Source organism: Streptomyces sp. NPDC001568, assembly GCF_042893755.1.
Lineage (GTDB): Bacteria > Actinomycetota > Actinomycetes > Streptomycetales > Streptomycetaceae > Streptomyces.
The window spans coordinates 42,033-58,198 of the sequence record NZ_JBIAVF010000012.1 but is presented as its reverse complement, the minus strand read 5'-3'; the positions used below and the strand labels follow the sequence as shown (position 1 = coordinate 58,198).

Annotated in this window: 16 protein-coding genes; 5 read left to right on the top strand and 11 right to left on the bottom strand. The window is 73.2% G+C overall.

Translation table 11 applies throughout. The features are described from left to right. Positions 1-84: 84 nt before the first annotated feature. The 3 genes from rplT to infC all read right to left on the bottom strand — a co-directional run bounded on the left by rplT (position 85) and on the right by infC (position 1,613). The gene (rplT, locus tag ACFY0I_RS22555; protein ID WP_007263143.1) at positions 85-471 is read right to left on the bottom strand and encodes a 50S ribosomal protein L20; all 387 of its coding nucleotides are present in this window, start codon (positions 469-471) and stop codon (positions 85-87) included. A gap of 101 nt (positions 472-572) precedes the next feature. Then, the gene (gene rpmI, locus ACFY0I_RS22550; RefSeq protein WP_030387121.1) at positions 573-767 is read right to left on the bottom strand and encodes a 50S ribosomal protein L35; all 195 of its coding nucleotides are present in this window, start codon (positions 765-767) and stop codon (positions 573-575) included. A gap of 102 nt (positions 768-869) precedes the next feature. After that, complete coding sequence (infC, locus tag ACFY0I_RS22545) at positions 870-1,613, bottom strand: translation initiation factor IF-3 (RefSeq protein WP_388899161.1); 744 nt, start codon at positions 1,611-1,613, stop codon at positions 870-872. A gap of 322 nt (positions 1,614-1,935) precedes the next feature. Here infC and ACFY0I_RS22540 point away from each other — a divergent pair, with 322 nt between their 5' ends. Next, positions 1,936-2,325 (top strand): DUF1844 domain-containing protein, encoded by a 390-nt coding sequence (locus tag ACFY0I_RS22540; protein WP_388898625.1) that lies wholly within the window; start codon positions 1,936-1,938, stop codon positions 2,323-2,325. A gap of 128 nt (positions 2,326-2,453) precedes the next feature. Here the strand turns inward: ACFY0I_RS22540 and ACFY0I_RS22535 are convergent, their stop codons facing one another. From ACFY0I_RS22535 to ACFY0I_RS22525, 3 genes are read right to left on the bottom strand one after another with little or no spacing between them, the layout of a single operon-like run. Further along, the gene (locus ACFY0I_RS22535) at positions 2,454-3,200 is read right to left on the bottom strand and encodes an SseB family protein (protein WP_388898623.1); all 747 of its coding nucleotides are present in this window, start codon (positions 3,198-3,200) and stop codon (positions 2,454-2,456) included. Positions 3,201-3,202: 2 nt separating this feature from the next. Next, positions 3,203-4,417, bottom strand: a complete 1,215-nt coding sequence (gene mycP, locus ACFY0I_RS22530) for a type VII secretion-associated serine protease mycosin (RefSeq protein ID WP_388898621.1) — start codon at positions 4,415-4,417, stop codon at positions 3,203-3,205. Further along, positions 4,414-5,229, bottom strand: a complete 816-nt coding sequence (locus ACFY0I_RS22525; RefSeq protein WP_388898618.1) for a hypothetical protein — start codon at positions 5,227-5,229, stop codon at positions 4,414-4,416. The genes mycP and ACFY0I_RS22525 overlap by 4 nt, the downstream gene beginning before the upstream one ends. A gap of 258 nt (positions 5,230-5,487) precedes the next feature. On the opposite strand from ACFY0I_RS22525, the gene ACFY0I_RS22520 reads away from it, so the two are divergent. After that, positions 5,488-6,681 carry an amino acid deaminase/aldolase gene (locus tag ACFY0I_RS22520; protein WP_388898615.1) on the top strand — a complete coding sequence of 398 codons (1,194 nt, stop codon included), beginning with the start codon at positions 5,488-5,490 and terminating at the stop codon, positions 6,679-6,681. A gap of 19 nt (positions 6,682-6,700) precedes the next feature. Here the strand turns inward: ACFY0I_RS22520 and ACFY0I_RS22515 are convergent, their stop codons facing one another. From ACFY0I_RS22515 to ACFY0I_RS22500, 4 genes are all read right to left on the bottom strand, one after another. Continuing rightward, on the bottom strand, positions 6,701-8,002 hold the full coding sequence (locus ACFY0I_RS22515; RefSeq protein ID WP_388898613.1) for an HAD family hydrolase: 1,302 nt from the start codon (positions 8,000-8,002) through the stop codon (positions 6,701-6,703). A 168-nt stretch (positions 8,003-8,170) separates the two neighbouring features. After that, positions 8,171-8,965, bottom strand: coding sequence for a 3-oxoacyl-ACP reductase (locus ACFY0I_RS22510; RefSeq protein ID WP_388898610.1), 795 nt, complete (start codon positions 8,963-8,965; stop codon positions 8,171-8,173). 4 nt (positions 8,966-8,969) lie between these two features. Then, positions 8,970-10,349 carry an aldehyde dehydrogenase family protein gene (locus ACFY0I_RS22505; RefSeq protein ID WP_388898607.1) on the bottom strand — a complete coding sequence of 460 codons (1,380 nt, stop codon included), beginning with the start codon at positions 10,347-10,349 and terminating at the stop codon, positions 8,970-8,972. Between the two features lie 93 nt (positions 10,350-10,442). Continuing rightward, positions 10,443-11,816 (bottom strand): glutamine synthetase family protein, encoded by a 1,374-nt coding sequence (locus ACFY0I_RS22500; protein ID WP_388898604.1) that lies wholly within the window; start codon positions 11,814-11,816, stop codon positions 10,443-10,445. Between the two features lie 77 nt (positions 11,817-11,893). Here ACFY0I_RS22500 and ACFY0I_RS22495 point away from each other — a divergent pair, with 77 nt between their 5' ends. The 3 genes from ACFY0I_RS22495 to ACFY0I_RS22485 all read left to right on the top strand — a co-directional run bounded on the left by ACFY0I_RS22495 (position 11,894) and on the right by ACFY0I_RS22485 (position 15,092). Further along, complete coding sequence (locus ACFY0I_RS22495) at positions 11,894-12,640, top strand: FadR/GntR family transcriptional regulator (protein WP_388898602.1); 747 nt, start codon at positions 11,894-11,896, stop codon at positions 12,638-12,640. Between the two features lie 143 nt (positions 12,641-12,783). Then, positions 12,784-14,271 (top strand): ethanolamine permease, encoded by a 1,488-nt coding sequence (gene eat, locus ACFY0I_RS22490; RefSeq protein ID WP_388898600.1) that lies wholly within the window; start codon positions 12,784-12,786, stop codon positions 14,269-14,271. Positions 14,272-14,357: 86 nt separating this feature from the next. Next, positions 14,358-15,092 (top strand): gamma-glutamyl-gamma-aminobutyrate hydrolase family protein, encoded by a 735-nt coding sequence (locus tag ACFY0I_RS22485; RefSeq protein ID WP_388898597.1) that lies wholly within the window; start codon positions 14,358-14,360, stop codon positions 15,090-15,092. Positions 15,093-15,212: 120 nt separating this feature from the next. On the opposite strand, the gene ACFY0I_RS22480 is transcribed toward ACFY0I_RS22485, so the two are convergent. After that, entirely contained in the window at positions 15,213-16,136 is a 924-nt protein-coding gene (locus ACFY0I_RS22480) for a LysR family transcriptional regulator (protein ID WP_388898594.1), read from the bottom strand. Positions 16,137-16,166: the final 30 nt, after the last annotated feature.

The following is a 16,166-nucleotide window of genomic DNA, read 5'->3' as shown; positions in this document are numbered from 1 at the left end:
TCCGGGCGGGGAAAGCACGCGGACCCGCAGGCGAGAAGCCTGCGGGTCCGCGGTTGCCGGCCGCGTGACGCGGCCGGCGAGGCTTTAGGCAGCGGCCTTCGGCGCGTTGACGTCGGCCGGGAGGGCCTTCTGCGCGACCTCGACGAGGGCGGCGAACGCGTTGGCGTCGTTGACGGCCAGCTCCGCGAGGATCTTGCGGTCCACCTCGATGTTGGCGGCCTTCAGACCCTGGATGAGGCGGTTGTACGTCATGCCGTTCTGGCGGGCAGCGGCGTTGATGCGCTGGATCCACAGCTGACGGAAGTCGCCCTTGCGCTTCTTGCGGTCGTTGAAGTTGTAGACCAGCGAGTGGGTGACCTGCTCCTTGGCCTTGCGGTACAGGCGCGAACGCTGACCGCGGTAGCCGGAGGCCGCCTCGAGGATCGCCCGGCGCTTCTTGTGGGCGTTTACTGCCCGCTTGACGCGTGCCACTTTTTAACTCCTTGTAGCGGGGCCGTGGTTGTCTTCACACGGCCCGAATTCGATGGGGTCCCGGTCTTGACGTTCCGCTCCCGGAAGGGGAGCGGCGAACGTCACTTGCCGAGAAGCTTCTTGATCTTCGCGGCGTCGCCGGGGGCCATCTCCGCGGTGCCGGTCAGGCGGCGGGTGACACGGGACGACTTGTGCTCGAGCAGGTGGCGCTTGCCGGCGCGCTCACGGAGCACCTTGCCGGAGCCGGTGATCTTGAAGCGCTTCTTGGAACCGCTGTGCGTCTTGTTCTTCGGCATAGCGCCGTTATCTCCTCGTCGGTAACGCTCCCACCGGTCCACTGCGGACCGGCTTCGGGAGCGTCATGTTGTGTCGGTGGTCCGAGACGGGCTGCCCCGGAATCAGGCCTGGGCGTTCGTCTCGTCGGCAGGCGCCTCTTCGGCGACTGCCTTGTCGGCGACGGCCTCGGTCTCCTGCACCTCGGACGGGGCGTCCTCGGAAGGAGCCTCGTCGTCGGTGAAGGCGACGCCCTCGTCGGTGTAGGCGACACCCTGGCGCTCGGCCTTGCGGGCGGCCTGCGCCTCGCGGGCCTCGGCCATGGCCTCGGTCTTCTTCTTGTGCGGACCGAGGACCATGATCATGTTTCGGCCGTCCTGCTTCGGGTTCGACTCGATGAACCCGAGGTCCTCGACGTCCGAAGCCAGACGCTGCAGCAGTCGGTAGCCGAGTTCCGGCCGGGACTGCTCGCGACCACGGAACATGATCGTGATCTTGACCTTGTCGCCCTGCTTGAGGAACCGAACGACGTGACCCTTCTTGGTGTCATAGTCGTGCGGGTCGATCTTCGGCCGGAGCTTCATTTCCTTGATGACCGTGTGCGCCTGGTTCTTGCGCGCCTCACGGGCCTTCATGGCCGACTCGTACTTGAACTTGCCGTAGTCCATGAGCTTGCAGACCGGCGGGCGTGCGGACGCCGCGACCTCGACCAGGTCGAGGTCGTACTCCTGCGCCAGTTCAAGCGCCTTGGCAAGCGGCACGATGCCGACCTGCTCGCCGCTGGGACCGACGAGTCGAACCTCGGGAACGCGAATCCGGTCGTTGATGCGGGGCTCGGTGCTGATGGATCCTCCTCGGTAGCACCACACGACTGCCTGGCAGGCAGCCGCTGACGTCATTTGTCGTCCGACCTACCGCGGCGGAGAATGAAAAAAGCCCCGCCGGGCACAGGCAGGGGCTCCAAAACAACCGGAGCACCGCCGCGTGCGAACCGCGGGGCGCAAACTCGGGCAGCTTTCCATCGTCCGTACGGAACGATGGATACCGCCTGACCGGAAGACCTGCCTCCCCGGAGGGCGGTCAGGTGGGAGGGAGCCTCCACTTGTGGGCCGGGCACACAGGTGTCCGGCCGGTCGAAGTACATACTAGCACCCGCGTTGCAAGCCTGCCGCACGGCATATCGTGGGGCGTATGACTGACGCGACGCCCTCCGATTCCACTTTCGCCTCCCCCGGCCCCTCCGACGCCCCCGACTACGACGAGATGACCCGCGACATCGCGGACGTCCCCGCCGTCGAGGTCATCACGACGGTGGCCGTCCACCTGCTGAGCGCCGCGGCGGTCAACCTGGGCCTGGACAAGCCGGACTCGGAGCACAAGGACCTCGACGAGGCCCGCAAGCTGATCACCGCCCTCGCGGGCCTGGTCACGGCGAGCGCCACCGAGATCAGCTCCTTCCACGCGGCTCCGCTGCGCGACGGACTGAAGTCGCTCCAGCTGGCCTTCCGCGAGGCCTCGATCGTGCCGGACGAGCCGGGACAGGGTCCGGGCGAGAAGTTCACCGGTCCCGTCTACGCCTGATCCGGGGCGGTTGATCCGGAGCGCCCGATCCACCGCGCCGCACCCGCCGTTCCGTACGGCGCGAGGGCCCGGCCCCCCGGAAGGTTCCGGGGGGCCGGGCCCTCGTTCGTGTGCGTGTCGGGCGCCGGTCAGCGGCTGAAGAGCGGCTCCCCCGGCGGGACGGGGCCCTGCGGCCCGAGCAGCGCCAGGTCCAGGCCCCGTACGAGCCTGCCGCGCAGGGTCTCGTCCGCGGCCAGCGCCTCGGCCACCCGGCGGGCGGCGGCCTCGGGCCGGTGGCCGGCCTCGTCGGAGAGCACCACGGCGAGGGTGCCGTCGGAGCCGGCGCCGGAGCGGACCAGCTGGGCGCGGACCACGGCGGGATCCGCCGCCACGACGGCCCGTACGGCCTCCCGAACGGCGGGGTCGGCCAGCGGGCCGGCGTCGGTGCGGCCCTCGGCCAGCGCCAGCAGGGCGGAGCCGGTGAGCTGGTAGGGAACGGGACCGGCCAGGTCGACGACGATGGTGTCGGCCTTCTCGTGCGCGGCGGCGGCGAGGGCCTGGTGCAGGGGGACGGCCACCGGCCGGGCGGCCGGGTCCCACAGGGCGAGCGAGGCGATCGAGGTGAAGGCCGGCAGGGCCCGTCGGTCGCCGGCCGTCAGGGTGGGGACGGCCATGTCGCTGGTCTTCTCACGCTTGAGGCCGGTCGCGGGGTCGATCTCGACCTCGCCGAGCATCGCCACGACGGGCACCAGCAGGCGGGCGTCCTTCAGGGCCGCGAGCACCTGCGGCTCGGCCGCGCGGTCCTCGGCCCAGGCGGCCAGGGCCGCGCTCAGTCGGGGATCGGCGGTGCCGTCGTCGTCGGAGAAACCGGGATCGGGAATGTTCTTGGTCGCCACAATTACCCGAGCCTATCCCGGCGCGCCGCGCGCGGACGCCGGGCCAGCACGCCCGCCACCGCGAGCAGCGCGAGCCCCGCGACGGCCGCGGCCGTCGCGCCGAGCCGGGCGGGGCGCTCGGCGGGGCGGACCGGTTCGGGTCCGGGCCCGAAGTACCGGCCGGCGGCCGGGACGGGGGACGGCACGGGCGCCTCGGGGCGCAGCGCGCCGGCCGCCTGCAGGGCGGCGACGGAGTCGACGGTGCCGTGGCCGCGGGCGTCGTCGCGGCCACCGGCCGGGCCGTCGGCGGCGGTGTCCTCCAGCAGTTTCTTGACCTGCGCCGGGGACAGGTCCGGGTGGGCGGCCTTGACGAGGGCGACGGCGCCGGACACGAAGGCGGCGGCGGCGCTGGTGCCCCAGCCCTCGTAGTAGGAGCGGTCGGGGTCGGCGATGACGACGTCGACGCCCGGGGCGCTGACGGTGGCGTACCAGTGCTGGGTGGAGAAGGGGGCCTTGCGGCCCTGCCGGTCGACGGCCGCGACGGCGATCACCCCGGGGTAGGCGGCGGGGTAGGAGGTGCGGTCGCCGCGTTCGCCGCCGTTGCCCGCGGAGGCGACGACGACAACGCCCTTGCCGAGGGCGTACTGGACGGCCTCGTCCTCGGCGGCCTCGTGGTGGGCGGAGTCGCTGTCGTCGCCGAGCGACAGGTTGATGACGTCGGCGCCGTGGTCGGCCGCCCAGCGGATGCCTTCGGCGAGGGCGCCGGACTTGGCGTCGCGGGCCTCGTCGCGGCCGGGGTCGCCCTCCTCCAGGATCACCCGGACCGGGAGGATCTTCGCCCGGGGGGCGACGCCGAGGACGCCCTGGCCGCGGTGGGGGCCGTGGCCGCGGCCCGCGATGATGCTCGCCATCGCGGTGCCGTGGCGGGCCCAGGAGCGGTCGCCGCGGCCGGCGCCCATGCCGACGAGGTCGCTGCCGTCCAGGACCTGTCCGGTGAGGTCGGGGTGGGTGGCGTCGACGCCGGTGTCGAGGACGGCGACGGTGACCCCGTCGCCCTGCGTGGTGCCCCAGGCCTCCTCGGCCCGCAGGGCCAGCAGCCCCCACTGCCGGTCGCGGATGGTGTCGGCGTTGACGGGGTGCGCGGCGGTGAACGAGAGCAGGGCGGCCAGGGCCAGGGCCCCGACGGCCCGCACGGGCATTTTGCGGGGGGCTCCGGCGGCGGGGCGGGGGGCGGTCATCGGGTGGGCTCCGTCGACGGGGGCGCCGAGGGGGTGGGCGGGGCGGCGAGGGTGGACAGGGTGCGTTCGAAGCGGGCGGCGAGGGACTTGGCGTCGTGGCCGAGGCCCGATTCGGTGACGACTCCGGTGGCGCTCGGGTGGGCCGCCTCCTCGGCGGGGACGGGTGCGTCCATGGCGCGGCCGTCGGCGAAGGCCGAGACGGTGTAGACGAGGACCGGGGCCCCTGAGACGACGACGGTGCTCCAGGCGGCCCGGCGGGTGTCGGCGTACCCGTGGGCGGGCGGGGCGGGCAGTCGGCCGCGGAGCCCGTCCATGGTGACGGAGTCGGCGGGGGTGAAGACCAGGCCGACGGTGACCAGGGAGCTGCGGGTGGAGTCGGTGTAGGTGGCGCGGAGCACGCGGGTGCAGCCGGTGGTGGTGAGCGCGGCCTGCCAGTCGGCGGGGAGGGCGGCGGCGCAGTCCGCGTCGGGCGCGAGCGCGGTCCGGGTCCAGGCGCGGTCGGCCCCGCCGGGGCCGGTCCCGGCCCCGTCCACCCGCGGCGGCAGCAGGCTGTCCACGGGTACGGAGCGCCAGAGCGAGGCGGCCTGCCGGTAGGCGGCGTCCGGCGGCAACGGGCGCCGCGCGTCGCGGTGTTCGCTCCAGGCGGTGGCGGCGGCCCCGGCCAGCAGGCCCGCGCCGAGGAGGGCGCTCAGGACGGCGGCGACGGTGCGGCCGGCGCGGCGGGGCGGGCGGCCCTCGGGTGCGGGCCACTCGGTGGGCGCGGGGGGATCGGGCTCGCCGAGGTAAGCCGTCCGTGGTGTCGACGTGGTCATCCGGCGGCTCCGCCCCCCGTTCCGTACGGCTGCCTGCCCGTACTCTATGGGGCCCGCGCCCCGGCGGGGGCGGGGGCCGTGGGCCCCTCGTGGCCCGTGACCGGCGCCGGGCCTCCCCCTTCCGCTTCCCTGCCGGACGGGCGCGCGTCGTCCGATGCCGTGTGTCCGAAGGCGCGGGGCCGCCCGTGCGTCGGGGTGGTCGGGGCGGCCCGCTCCGGGGCCTACCCACTGGTAGGGGCATCTGGCAAGCTGCCGGGCATGACTTCCGACCGGGCCCGGTACGACCGGGCGACCGCGCACCTCGAAGCGCCGCTGGCCATCGTGGACCTCGACGCGTTCGACGCCAACGCCGACGATCTCGTGCGCCGGGCCGGCGGCAAGCCGGTCCGGGTCGCCAGCAAGTCCGTACGGTGTCGGGCCCTGCTCGAACGGGTACTGGCACGGCCCGGGTTCGCCGGGATCATGTCGTACACGCTCGCCGAGTCGCTGTGGTTGGCCCGGTCGGGCTTCGAGGACGTGCTGCTCGCCTACCCCTCCGCGGACCGGGCGGCCTTCGCGGAGCTCGCCGGGGACCCGAAGCTGGCCGAGGCCGTGACGGTGATGGTCGACGATCCGGCGCAGCTGGAGCTGATCGACCGGGCGCGGGACGGCGGGACGCAGGAGGTCCGCGTCTGCCTGGAGCTGGACACCGCGCTGCACCTGCTCGGCGGCCGGGTACGGGTCGGGGCGCGGCGTTCGCCACTGCGGGAGCCGGAGCAACTGGCCGCCCTGGCGCGGACGGTGGCGGCGCGTCCGGGGTTCCGGGTGGTGGGGTTGATGGGCTACGAGGGGCACGTCGCCGGCGTGGGGGACGCGCTGGTCGGGCGGCCGGTGCGCTCCCGGATGATCCGGCTGATGCAGGGCGCGGCCCGCAAGGAGCTGGCGGCCCGGCGGGCCGAGGCGGTGCGGGCGGTCCGCGCGGTGGTGCCGGACCTGGAGTTCGTCAACGGCGGGGGCACCGGCAGCGTGCAGCAGACGGCCGCCGAGGACGCGGTGACGGAGATCGCCGCCGGTTCGGGGCTCTACGTACCGCGACTCTTCGACAACTACACCTCGTTCCGCGGCCGGCCCGCGGCCCTGTTCGCGCAGCCGGTGGTGCGCAGGCCCGGGGTGGGCGTGGTGACGGTGCTCGGCGGGGGCTACCCGGCCTCGGGTGCGCCCGGTGCGGACCGGCTGCCCGTGCCGTACCTGCCGGAAGGGTTGCGCTACGACCCGCAGGAGGGGGCCGGCGAGGTGCAGACGCCGCTGTTGGGGAGTCCGGCGGACGATCTGTTGATCGGGGACCGGGTGTGGTTCCGACACGCGAAGGCCGGTGAACTGTGCGAGCGGTTCGACGCCCTGCACCTGGTCGAGGGCGACCGGGTGACGACCACCGCCCCGACGTACCGGGGCGAGGGCCGCACCTTCCTGTAGCGCGCGGGGCGACGGCCGGTCAGGGCCGGAAGACCGTGTCCGCCTGGTCGGGGATGACGCTCGCGTCGCTCCGCCGGACGGGGCCGGGGGTCCCGTCGTGGCCGGTCCAGCCGGTCGTGGAGCAGGGGTAGGGGCTGCTCCTGCGGGGCTTGGGTTCGATGAACATCGGGTTCACGATCCACTTGCCGTCGCTGTTGTCGTAGGCCCGGCACATGATCTCGTTCTTGTTGCGGTTGACCACCAGGCGCAGGGCGGTCGCGTCGCGCAGGAAGGAGATGTCGGTGTCGGAGTCGCCGGCGGCGAAGACCTGGCGGCGGGAGGCCGGTTGGACCTGTTCGGCGGCCGGACCGCGGATCCCCAGGACCTCCTGGTTGAGCCAGCAGCGCTTGCCGTCGATGTAGGTGATCATCGTGTCGGCTCCGTCGCGTACGGATCCGCAGCCCTGGAGGTGCCCGGTGAGCCGGCCGTCGCGGGTGGTGGTGTTGCGGATGCCGATGACGTGGTCGGCCGGTATGCCGACGCCCCGCGCCCAGACCTCGACGACGGGTTGCGGGGAGGCCGAGCTGATCCAGACGTCGAAGCCGGCCCGGCGGAGCGTGCCGATGAGGTCCTTCTGCTGCTCGTAGTAGCGGACCCAGCCGGTGGCCGTGCCGGTGCCGACCCGCTGTTCGGCGCCGATGGGGGCGGCGAGGTTCTCGGTGCGGGCGGCGGCCGCGAAGCCGCGTACCTGTCGGGCGGTCCAGCCCTGCATGAGCTGGGGCAGCCAGGCGTAGGCGGGTTCGGTGGTGCGCCGGTCCCAGCCGGCGAAGGCGGCGTCGCCGGCGCGGGTCGCGGCGGTGCCGTAGACGGCCCTGACCTCGTCGGCGCAGGCCGCGCCGCGGGCGGTGCCGGTGGGCAGGGGGCTGCCGGGTCGGGCGAGGCTGCCGCAGGCGTCGGCGAGGGCGCGGGCGGCGGCGGGGGTGAGGTGGCGGCTGGTGGTGGACCAGTCGCCGCGGGCGGGCTGGCGGATCTTCCCGTTGCGCAGCAGCCAGAACATGGTGGCGTCGCCGACGTCGTTCTTGACGACGGTGTTGTCCCAGTCGAAGACGGCGACGGGCTTGGTGCGGCCGGGGCGGTACGGGTCGCAGTCGCCGTGGCGGTCGATGAGTTCCTGGAGGCGGGCGCGGTTGTCCCCGTACCAGTCTCCCGCGAGCTTCGGGGTGACGCAGTGCGCGGCGGGGCGGGCCGCGTGGGCGGCGGGTCCGGCGGCGAGCAGGCCGCTGACGGCGATGACGGCGGCGAGGCAGGCCCGCAGGCGCCGGGTGGTACCGGTTCGGGTCACTGGGTGGACGCTCCTGATTCCGGTGAAGGTCTTCCGAAGGTCGGCCGAGGGTCGTCGGGAACGGGGGGACGGGGCCGGGGGCCCGGGAACGCGTCAGCCGGGCGTCGTGCGACGCCCGGCTGACGGGAGGGGTGCGGTACGGGTGGACGTGCGCGGCGTCCGGGCCGGCTACAGGGGGGTGACGTACGCGCCGGCGATGCCGCCGTCGACGAGGAAGTCGGTGGCGTTGACGAAGGAGGAGTCGTCGCTGGCGAGGAAGGCCACGGCGGCGGCGATCTCGGTGGGTTCGGCGAACCGGCCGAGCGGGATGTGCACGAGGCGGCGGGCGGCGCGCTCGGGGTCCTTGGCGAACAGTTCTTGGAGCAACGGGGTGTTGACCGGTCCGGGGCACAGGGCGTTGACGCGGATGCCCTCGCGGGCGAACTGGACGCCGAGTTCACGGGTCATGGCGAGGACGCCGCCCTTGGAGGCGGTGTAGGAGATCTGGGAGGTGGCGGCGCCCATGATGGCCACGAAGGAGGCGGTGTTGATGATGGAGCCGCGGCCCTGGGCCTGCATGTAGGGCAGGGCGGCCTTGCAGCAGAGGTAGACGGAGGTGAGGTTGACGTCCTGGACGCGGCGCCAGGCGTCGAGCTCGGTGGTGAGGATGGAGTCGTCGTCCGGGGGCGAGATGCCCGCGTTGTTGAAGGCGATGTCGACGGAGCCGTAGGTGTCGTGGGCCGTCTTGAAGAGGGCGTCGACCTGTTCCTTGTCGGTGACGTCGACCTGGACGAAGGTGCCGCCGACCTCTTCGGCGGCGGCCTTGCCGGCGACCGGGTCGATGTCGGCGCAGACGACGTTGGCGCCTTCGGAGGCGAGGCGGCGGGCGGTGGCCAGGCCGATGCCGCTGCCGGCCCCGGTGATGACGGCGGTGCGGCCGACCAGGCGGCGGCAGACGATCTCTTCGTTGGTCTGGCTGGTCATGGTGTCAGGCCTCCGTGCTGATGAAGACGTTCTTGGTTTCGGTGAAGGCGGTGAGGGCGTCCGGGCCGAGTTCGCGACCGAGTCCGGATTGTTTGTAGCCGCCGAAGGGCGTCCAGTAGCGGACGCTGCTGTGCGAGTTGACGGAGAGGTTGCCCGCGGCGACGGCGCGCGAGACGCGCAGGGCGCGCCCGATGTCGCGGGTCCACAGGGAGCCGGAGAGGCCGTACTCGGTCGCGTTGGCCAGGCGTACGGCCTCCTCCTCGTCCTCGAAGGGCAGGACGACGGCCACCGGCCCGAAGACCTCCTCGACGGCGACGGGCGCGGTGGGGGCGGCGTCGGTGACGAGGGTGGGCGGGTACCAGAAGCCGGGGCCCTCGGGGGCGGCGCCGCGGACGGTGGTGAGGTCGTCGGTGACGTACGAGCGGACGCGGTCGAGTTGGGCACGGGAGATGAGCGGGCCCATCTGCGTCTTCTCGTCGAGCGGGTCGCCGACGACGACCGATTCGATGCCGGGGGTGACGAGCGCGAGGAACCGGTCGTACACGGAGCGCTGGACGAGGATCCGGGTGCGGGCGCAGCAGTCCTGGCCGGTGTTGTCGAGGAAGGCCATGGGGGCGGCGGCAGCGGCGGCTTCGAGGTCGGCGTCGGCGAAGACGATGTTGGGGCTCTTGCCGCCGAGTTCGAGGGTGACCCGTTTCACCCGGTCGGCGCACTTGGACATGATCCGCTTGCCGACCCCGGTGGAGCCGGTGAAGACGATCTTCGCGACGCCGGGGTGTTCGACGAGCGCGTCGCCGGTGACGGCCCCGTGGCCGGGGAGCACCTGGAAGAGGTGCTCGGGGATCCCGGCTTCGAGGGCGAGTTCGGCCAGGCGCAGGGCGGTGAGCGGGGTGGTCTCGGCGGGCTTGAGGATGACGGCGTTGCCCGCGGCCAGCGCGGGGGCCAGGCCCCAGGCGGCGATCGGCATGGGGAAGTTCCAGGGGGCGATCACGCCGATGACGCCGAGGGGTTCGAGGAAGGTGACGTCGATGCCGCCGGCGACCGGGATCTGTCGGCCGGAGAGGCGCTCGACGCCACCGGCGGCGAAGTCGAGCAGGTCGCGTACGTTGCCCGCTTCCCAGCGGGCGTTGCCGATGGTGTGGCCCGCCTCGCGGACCTCCAGGAGGGCGAGTTCCTCGACGTGCGCGTCGACGACCGCGGCGAAGCGGCGCAGGAGTCGGGCCCGGTCCGCGGGCGCGGCGGCGGCCCAGCCGCGCTGGGCGGCGGCGGCTCGTACGACGGCGGCGTCGACGTCGTCCCGTGTGGCGGTCGGGACGGTGGCGACGACTTCCTCGGTGGCCGGGTTCAGCACTGTCAACTGGACAGGGGCCAGCACTTCGGACACGTGGTGCCTCTCAGGTTCTTCGGGGCGGGCGGTGCGGTGTGCGGTGCCTGGGTGTGCGCTGTGTGCGCTGTGTGCGGTGCGCGCCGCGGCCGGTTACAGGCGTTCGAAGGAGCGGCGCAGTTCCCAGTCGGTGACGGCGGAGTCGTAGGCGTCGAGTTCGACGCGGGCCATGTTCCGGTAGTGGGCGACGACTTCCGGTCCGAAGGCGGCCTTGGCGATCTCGCTGTTCTCCCAGAGTTCCGCCGCCTCCCGCAGGGTCGCGGGGACGTGCGCGTAGTCGGCGGTGTAGGCGTTGCCCGGACAGGACTCGGGGAGCTCCAGGCGGTTCTCGATGCCGTAGAGCCCGGCCGCGACCAGGCCCGCGACGGCGAGGTAGGGGTTGACGTCGCCGCCGGGGAGGCGGTTCTCGAAGCGCATGGAGCGGCCGTGACCGACCACCCGCAGGGCGCAGGTCCGGTTGTCCACGCCCCAGGCGACGGCGGTCGGCGCGAAGGATCCCGGGCGGAAACGCTTGTACGAGTTGATGTTCGGGGCGTAGAGAAGGGAGAAGTCGCGCAGCGCGGCCAGCTGGCCGGCCAGGAAGTGCCGCATCACGGGTGACATCCCGCGTTCGGCGCCTTCCCCGTCACCGGCCATCGCGTTGTGTCCGTCGGCGTCGGCCAGGGAGAGGTGGATATGGCAGGAGTTGCCCTCGCGCTCGTCGTACTTGGCCATGAAGGTGAGCGAGACGCCCTCCTGGGCGGCGATCTCCTTCGCGCCGGTCTTGTAGACGGCGTGCTGGTCGCAGGTGGTGAGCGCCTCGTCGTAGCGGAAGGCGATCTCGTGCTGGCCGAGGTTGCACTCGCCCTTGGCGGACTCGACGACGAGTCCGGCGGCCTGCATCTCGTTGCGGATGCGGCGCAGCAGGGGCTCGACGCGGCCGGTTCCGAGGACGGAGTAGTCGATGTTGTACTGGTTGGCGGGGGTCAGGCCGCGGTAGTTGGCGTTCCAGGCCTGTTCGTAGGTGTCCTGGAAGACCATGAACTCCAGCTCGGTGCCGACCATCGCGGTGTAGCCCAGTTCGCCGAGCCGCTCCAACTGGTGGCGCAGGATCTGCCGGGGCGCGGCGACGACGGGCGTGCCGTCGCTCCAGGCGAGGTCGGCGAGGACGAAGGCGCTGCCGGGGTTCCAGGGGATCCGGCGCAGCGTGTCGAGGTCGGGGTGCATGGCGAAGTCGCCGTAGCCCCGGTCCCAGGAGGACATCTCGTAGCCGTCGACGGTGTTCATGTCGGTGTCGACGGCGAGGAGGTAGTTGCAGCCCTCGGTGCCGTGGGCGAGGACCTCGTCGAGGAAGAACTGTGCGGCGAACCGCTTGCCCTGGAGGCGACCCTGCATGTCGGGGAAGGCCAGGACGACGGTGTCGATCTCACCGCTGGCGACGAGGGCGCGGAGCTCCTCGGGCGCGAGCGGCGGCTTGCGGTCTACCACTGGAATCTCTCCTTCGGTGAGCCGAGGAGGCCTAAGGTATTGAATAGAACCATTGCTTGGGAAGGGGAGGAGCCGAGATGACCGACACGGCGAGCGAGGGTGGCTCGATCGCACGGCTGAATCCGGTGCTGCGGCAGGTCCGGGCGGGCAACGGTTTCGAGGAGGCGCTGGAGCAGATCCTCCAGGTGGTCCGGCTGGGGCTGGTACCGGGCGGCGAACGGCTCCCGCCGGAGCGGGAACTGGCGGAGCGGATGGGCATCAGCCGGGTCACCCTGCGCGAGGTCCTGAAGGTGCTCCAGGACCAGGGCCTGGTCGAGGCGCGGCGCGGCCGGTACGGCGGAACCTTCGTCCTGGCCCGGCCCGACACCCCGGCGGGCGGCGCCGAGGAGGAGTTGCGGCGACGGGTCGCCGGGGTGGACATCGAGGACGCGCTGCGCTTCCGCGAGGTGCTGGAGGTCGGCGCGGCCGGGCTGTGCGCCTCGCAGGGCCTGACCGAGGAGGGCTCCGAGCGGCTGCTGCGCGCCTTGGCCGCCACCCACGACGCCCCGCTCACCGACTACCGCCGCCAGGACACCCTCTTCCACCTGACCCTGTGCGAGCTGGCCGGCTCCGCCACACTGACGGCCCAGTACGCGGCCGTCCGCGCGAGCGTGAACGACCTGCTGGACTGCATACCGCTGCTGGTGCGCAACCTGGAGCACTCGCAGCAGCAGCACTCGGCCCTGGTCGAGGCGGTTCTGGAGGGCGACGCCGACGGGGCGCGCGAGACGATGCGCGAGCACTGCTGCGGCACGGCGGCCCTGCTGCGCGGGTTCCTCGCGTGAGGCGCCGTGACCCGGAGTGAGCAGGGGTGACCAAGAGCGACCGGGAGGTTTTCGTAACCCCTGTTTAACGCACGGGTCTTGCGCGCTCCACCCACCTGACGCAAAGGTACGCCTCACAACCATTGCCCTAGGCAGGAGCGCACATGGCCGACGACATCGCACCCGTGCCCGTCAAGACACCAGCCGGGTCGGGCTCCCCCGGCGGCGGCTCCCCCGGCGGCGCGGACGCCGAGTACCTGCAACGGCGTACCCTGCGGCGCGGCAGCGCCGGTTGGCTGCTGCTGACCGGACTGGGCGTCGCCTACGTGGTCTCCGGGGACTTCTCCGGCTGGAACGTGGGCCTCGACAAGGGCGGCTTCGGCGGCCTGGCCATCGCCACCGTGCTGATGGGCGTCATGTACGCCTGCCTGGTGTTCTCCCTCGCCGAGCTGTCCACGATCCTGCCGACGGCGGGCGGCGGCTACGGCTTCGCCCGGCGGGCGCTGGGTCCCTGGGGCGGTTTCCTGACCGGCACGGCCATCCTGATCGAGTACATCCTGGCCCCGGCGGCCATCGTCATCTTCATCGGCGACTACGTCGAATCACTGGGCCTCTTCGGGCTGACCTCCAGTTGGCCGGTCTACCTGGGTTGCTTCGTCGTCTTCATCGGCGTCCACCTGTGGGGCGTGGGCGAGGCGCTGCGCTTCAGCCTCGTCGTCACCGCCATTGCCGTGGCCGCGCTGCTGATCTTCGCCGTCGGCGCGCTCACCGAGTTCGACGCGTCCTCGCTCGACGACATCGCGGTGGACACGAGCGCGTTCGGCTCGAGTTCGTGGCTGCCGTTCGGTGTCCTCGGCATCTGGGCCGCCTTCCCGTTCGGCATGTGGTTCTTCCTCGGTGTCGAGGGCGTGCCGCTGGCCGCCGAGGAGGCCAAGGATCCGGTCCGCTCGATGCCGAAGGCGCTCGCCATCTCCATGGGCATCCTCGCCCTGCTCGCCGTGATCACCTTCTTCGCGGCCACCGGCGCGCAGGGCGCCGACGCCGTGCGGACCGCCGGCAACCCGCTCGTCGTGGCGCTGGAAGGGGACGGGGGGCCGACCGCGCTGAGCCGGTTCGTCAACTACGCGGGGCTGGCGGGCCTGGTCGCCTCGTTCTTCTCCCTCATCTACGCCGGTTCGCGCCAGTTGTTCGCGCTCTCCCGGGCCGGGTACCTGCCGCGCTTCCTGTCGCTCACCTCGAAGCGCAAGGCCCCGTACCTCGGTCTGGTGATTCCGGGCGCGATCGGGTTCGCCCTCGCGGCGGCCACCGGCAACGGCGCCCGGATGCTGAACATCGCGGTGTTCGGCGCGACGATCTCGTACGCCCTGATGGCCCTCTCGCACATCGTGCTGCGACGCCGGGAACCGGGCCTGGAGCGCCCGTACCGGACCCCGGGCGGCGTGCTGACCTCGTCCGTCGCGTTCGTGCTGGCCCTGTCGGCGCTGGTCGCCACCTTCCTGGTGGACAAGGACGCGGCGTTCATCGCGCTCGGCGTCTACGCCGTCGCCCTCGCCTACTTCGCCTTCTACAGCCGGCGCCGGCTGGTCGCTTCGGCGCCCGAGGAGGAGTTCGCCGCGCTGGCGGAAGCCGAGGCGGAGTTGACCCGGGACTGAAATCCTGGGCCCCGACGGCTCCCGCTCCACCCCGTCCGTCCCCCTACTGAGCCCCACCGTTCGGCACCACCACCGGAGGTAAGCCCGTGCCCAGGCCGCTCATCGGCATCACCACGTACGTGGAGGAGTCCACCCGCTACGGCGTGTGGGACCTCCCCACGTCCCTCGTCCCCGCCGACTACCACGCGCTCGTCCAGGCGGCGGGCGGCGCGGCCGTGCTGCTGCCGCCGGACGAACCGGGGCGGGCGGCGGAGGTGCTGGAGCGGGTGGACGGCCTGGTCGTCGCGGGCGGACCCGATGTGGACCCCCTCCACTACGGGGCCGAGCGCGACCCGCGCACCGGCGCCCCGGCGACGGTCCGCGACGCGTGGGAGCTGGCGCTGTTGGCGGCGGCACTGGACTCCGGCACGCCGGTGCTGGGCATCTGCCGGGGCATGCAGGCGCTGAACGTGGTCCTGGGCGGGACCCTGGTCCAACACATCGACGGCCACGCCCACACCCCGGGGATCGCCGGTTGGCATCCCGTACGCCCGGTCGCCGGCACCCGGTACGCGGCGCTCGTCCCGGAGGAGGCCGAGGTGCCCACCTACCACCACCAGGCGGTGGACCGGCTGGGCCGGGACCTGGTCGTCTCGGCCTACGCCCTGGACGGCACGGTGGAGGCGATCGAACTCCCCGACCCGGCGCCGTGGGTGGTCGGCGTCCAGTGGCACCCGGAACGCGACAAGGACACCCGCGTGATGGCGGCCCTGATCGAAGCGGCCGGCACCCGCTCCCCGTACGGACCCCCACGCACCCTCACCGGCGCCACGACCCGGTAACCCCGGAGCGCCGGCCGAACGGCCGCAAGGCCGGAGCCGGACGGCCGGAAGGCCGCCGACCGGATCCCGGACCCCGCCCACGCGATCCACCCGGTCGGCCCGCCCGGCCACGGCCCCGCCCTACGGGCGTCCCCGGGTCAGGGACAGCAGGTCGCGGGCCGGGCCCGCCGGGCGGTTGCCGGTGGGCCACACCGCGCGCAGGGCCCGGGCCAGGTCGGCGCCGGCGACGGGGACGGCCACCAGCCGGCGCCCGGCCAGCTCGTCCCCCAGCGCGAGCTCCGACAGCACGCACGGCCCGGCGCCGCTCACGGCCGCCGCCTTCACGGCCGTGGTGGACGCCAGCTCCAACAGGGGCTCCGCCAGCCCCCCGCACCCCGCCAGCGCCGCGTCGAGCACCTGCCGGGTGCCCGAGCCCCGCTCGCGCAGGATCAGCGGGGTCTGCGCCAGCTCGGCCGCCGCCACCGCCCGGGTGCGCCGCGCCCAGGGGTGCGAGGGCGCCACCGCGACGACGAGCCGGTCCTGCGCGATGACCGCCGAGTCCAGCCCCTCCGGCACGGACAGCCCCTCCACGAAGCCGAGGTCCGCGTCGTGCGCCAGGACCCGCGTGGCGACGTCCGCCGAGTTCCCCGCGTGCAGGGACACCGCCGTGCCGGGCCGATCCCCGCGCAGGGCGATCAGCCACCCGGGCAGCAGGTACTCCGCGATGGTCATGCTGGCCGCCACCCGCAGCCGCGAGTCGCGACGGCCCCGTAGCGCCTGCGCGCCCGCGTCGAGCGCCTCGGCCGCCTCCACGACGCGCCGGGCCCAGTCCGTGACCAGCGCGCCCTCGGCCGTGAGGGTCGACCCGCGCGGGGAGCGGTCGACGAGCGCCACGCCCAGCCGGGTCTCCATCGCCCGGATCCGGCTGCTCGCGGCGGGCTGGGTGATGCCCATCCGCCGCGCCGCGCCGCTCAGGCTGCCGACGCGGGCGACCTCGAGCAGCAGTTCCAGCGCGCCGAGATCCGGCACGCGGTGCGCCAGCGGAACCCACTCGTCGTTACCCATAACATCAGTTTATGGCCTCATAGGGATGCG

Coding starts and splice junctions, on each gene's coding strand:
- mycP (WP_388898621.1), bottom strand. CDS start 4,417: ATGACCGCCCCCCGCCCCGCCGCCGGAGCCCCCCGCAAAATGCCCGTG.
- ACFY0I_RS22480 (WP_388898594.1), bottom strand. CDS start 16,136: ATGGGTAACGACGAGTGGGTTCCGCTGGCGCACCGCGTGCCGGATCTC.
- ACFY0I_RS22510 (WP_388898610.1), bottom strand. CDS start 8,965: ATGACCAGCCAGACCAACGAAGAGATCGTCTGCCGCCGCCTGGTCGGC.
- eat (WP_388898600.1), top strand. CDS start 12,784: ATGGCCGACGACATCGCACCCGTGCCCGTCAAGACACCAGCCGGGTCG.
- ACFY0I_RS22525 (WP_388898618.1), bottom strand. CDS start 5,229: ATGACCACGTCGACACCACGGACGGCTTACCTCGGCGAGCCCGATCCC.
- rpmI (WP_030387121.1), bottom strand. CDS start 767: ATGCCGAAGAACAAGACGCACAGCGGTTCCAAGAAGCGCTTCAAGATC.
- ACFY0I_RS22540 (WP_388898625.1), top strand. CDS start 1,936: ATGACTGACGCGACGCCCTCCGATTCCACTTTCGCCTCCCCCGGCCCC.
- ACFY0I_RS22520 (WP_388898615.1), top strand. CDS start 5,488: ATGACTTCCGACCGGGCCCGGTACGACCGGGCGACCGCGCACCTCGAA.
- ACFY0I_RS22495 (WP_388898602.1), top strand. CDS start 11,894: ATGACCGACACGGCGAGCGAGGGTGGCTCGATCGCACGGCTGAATCCG.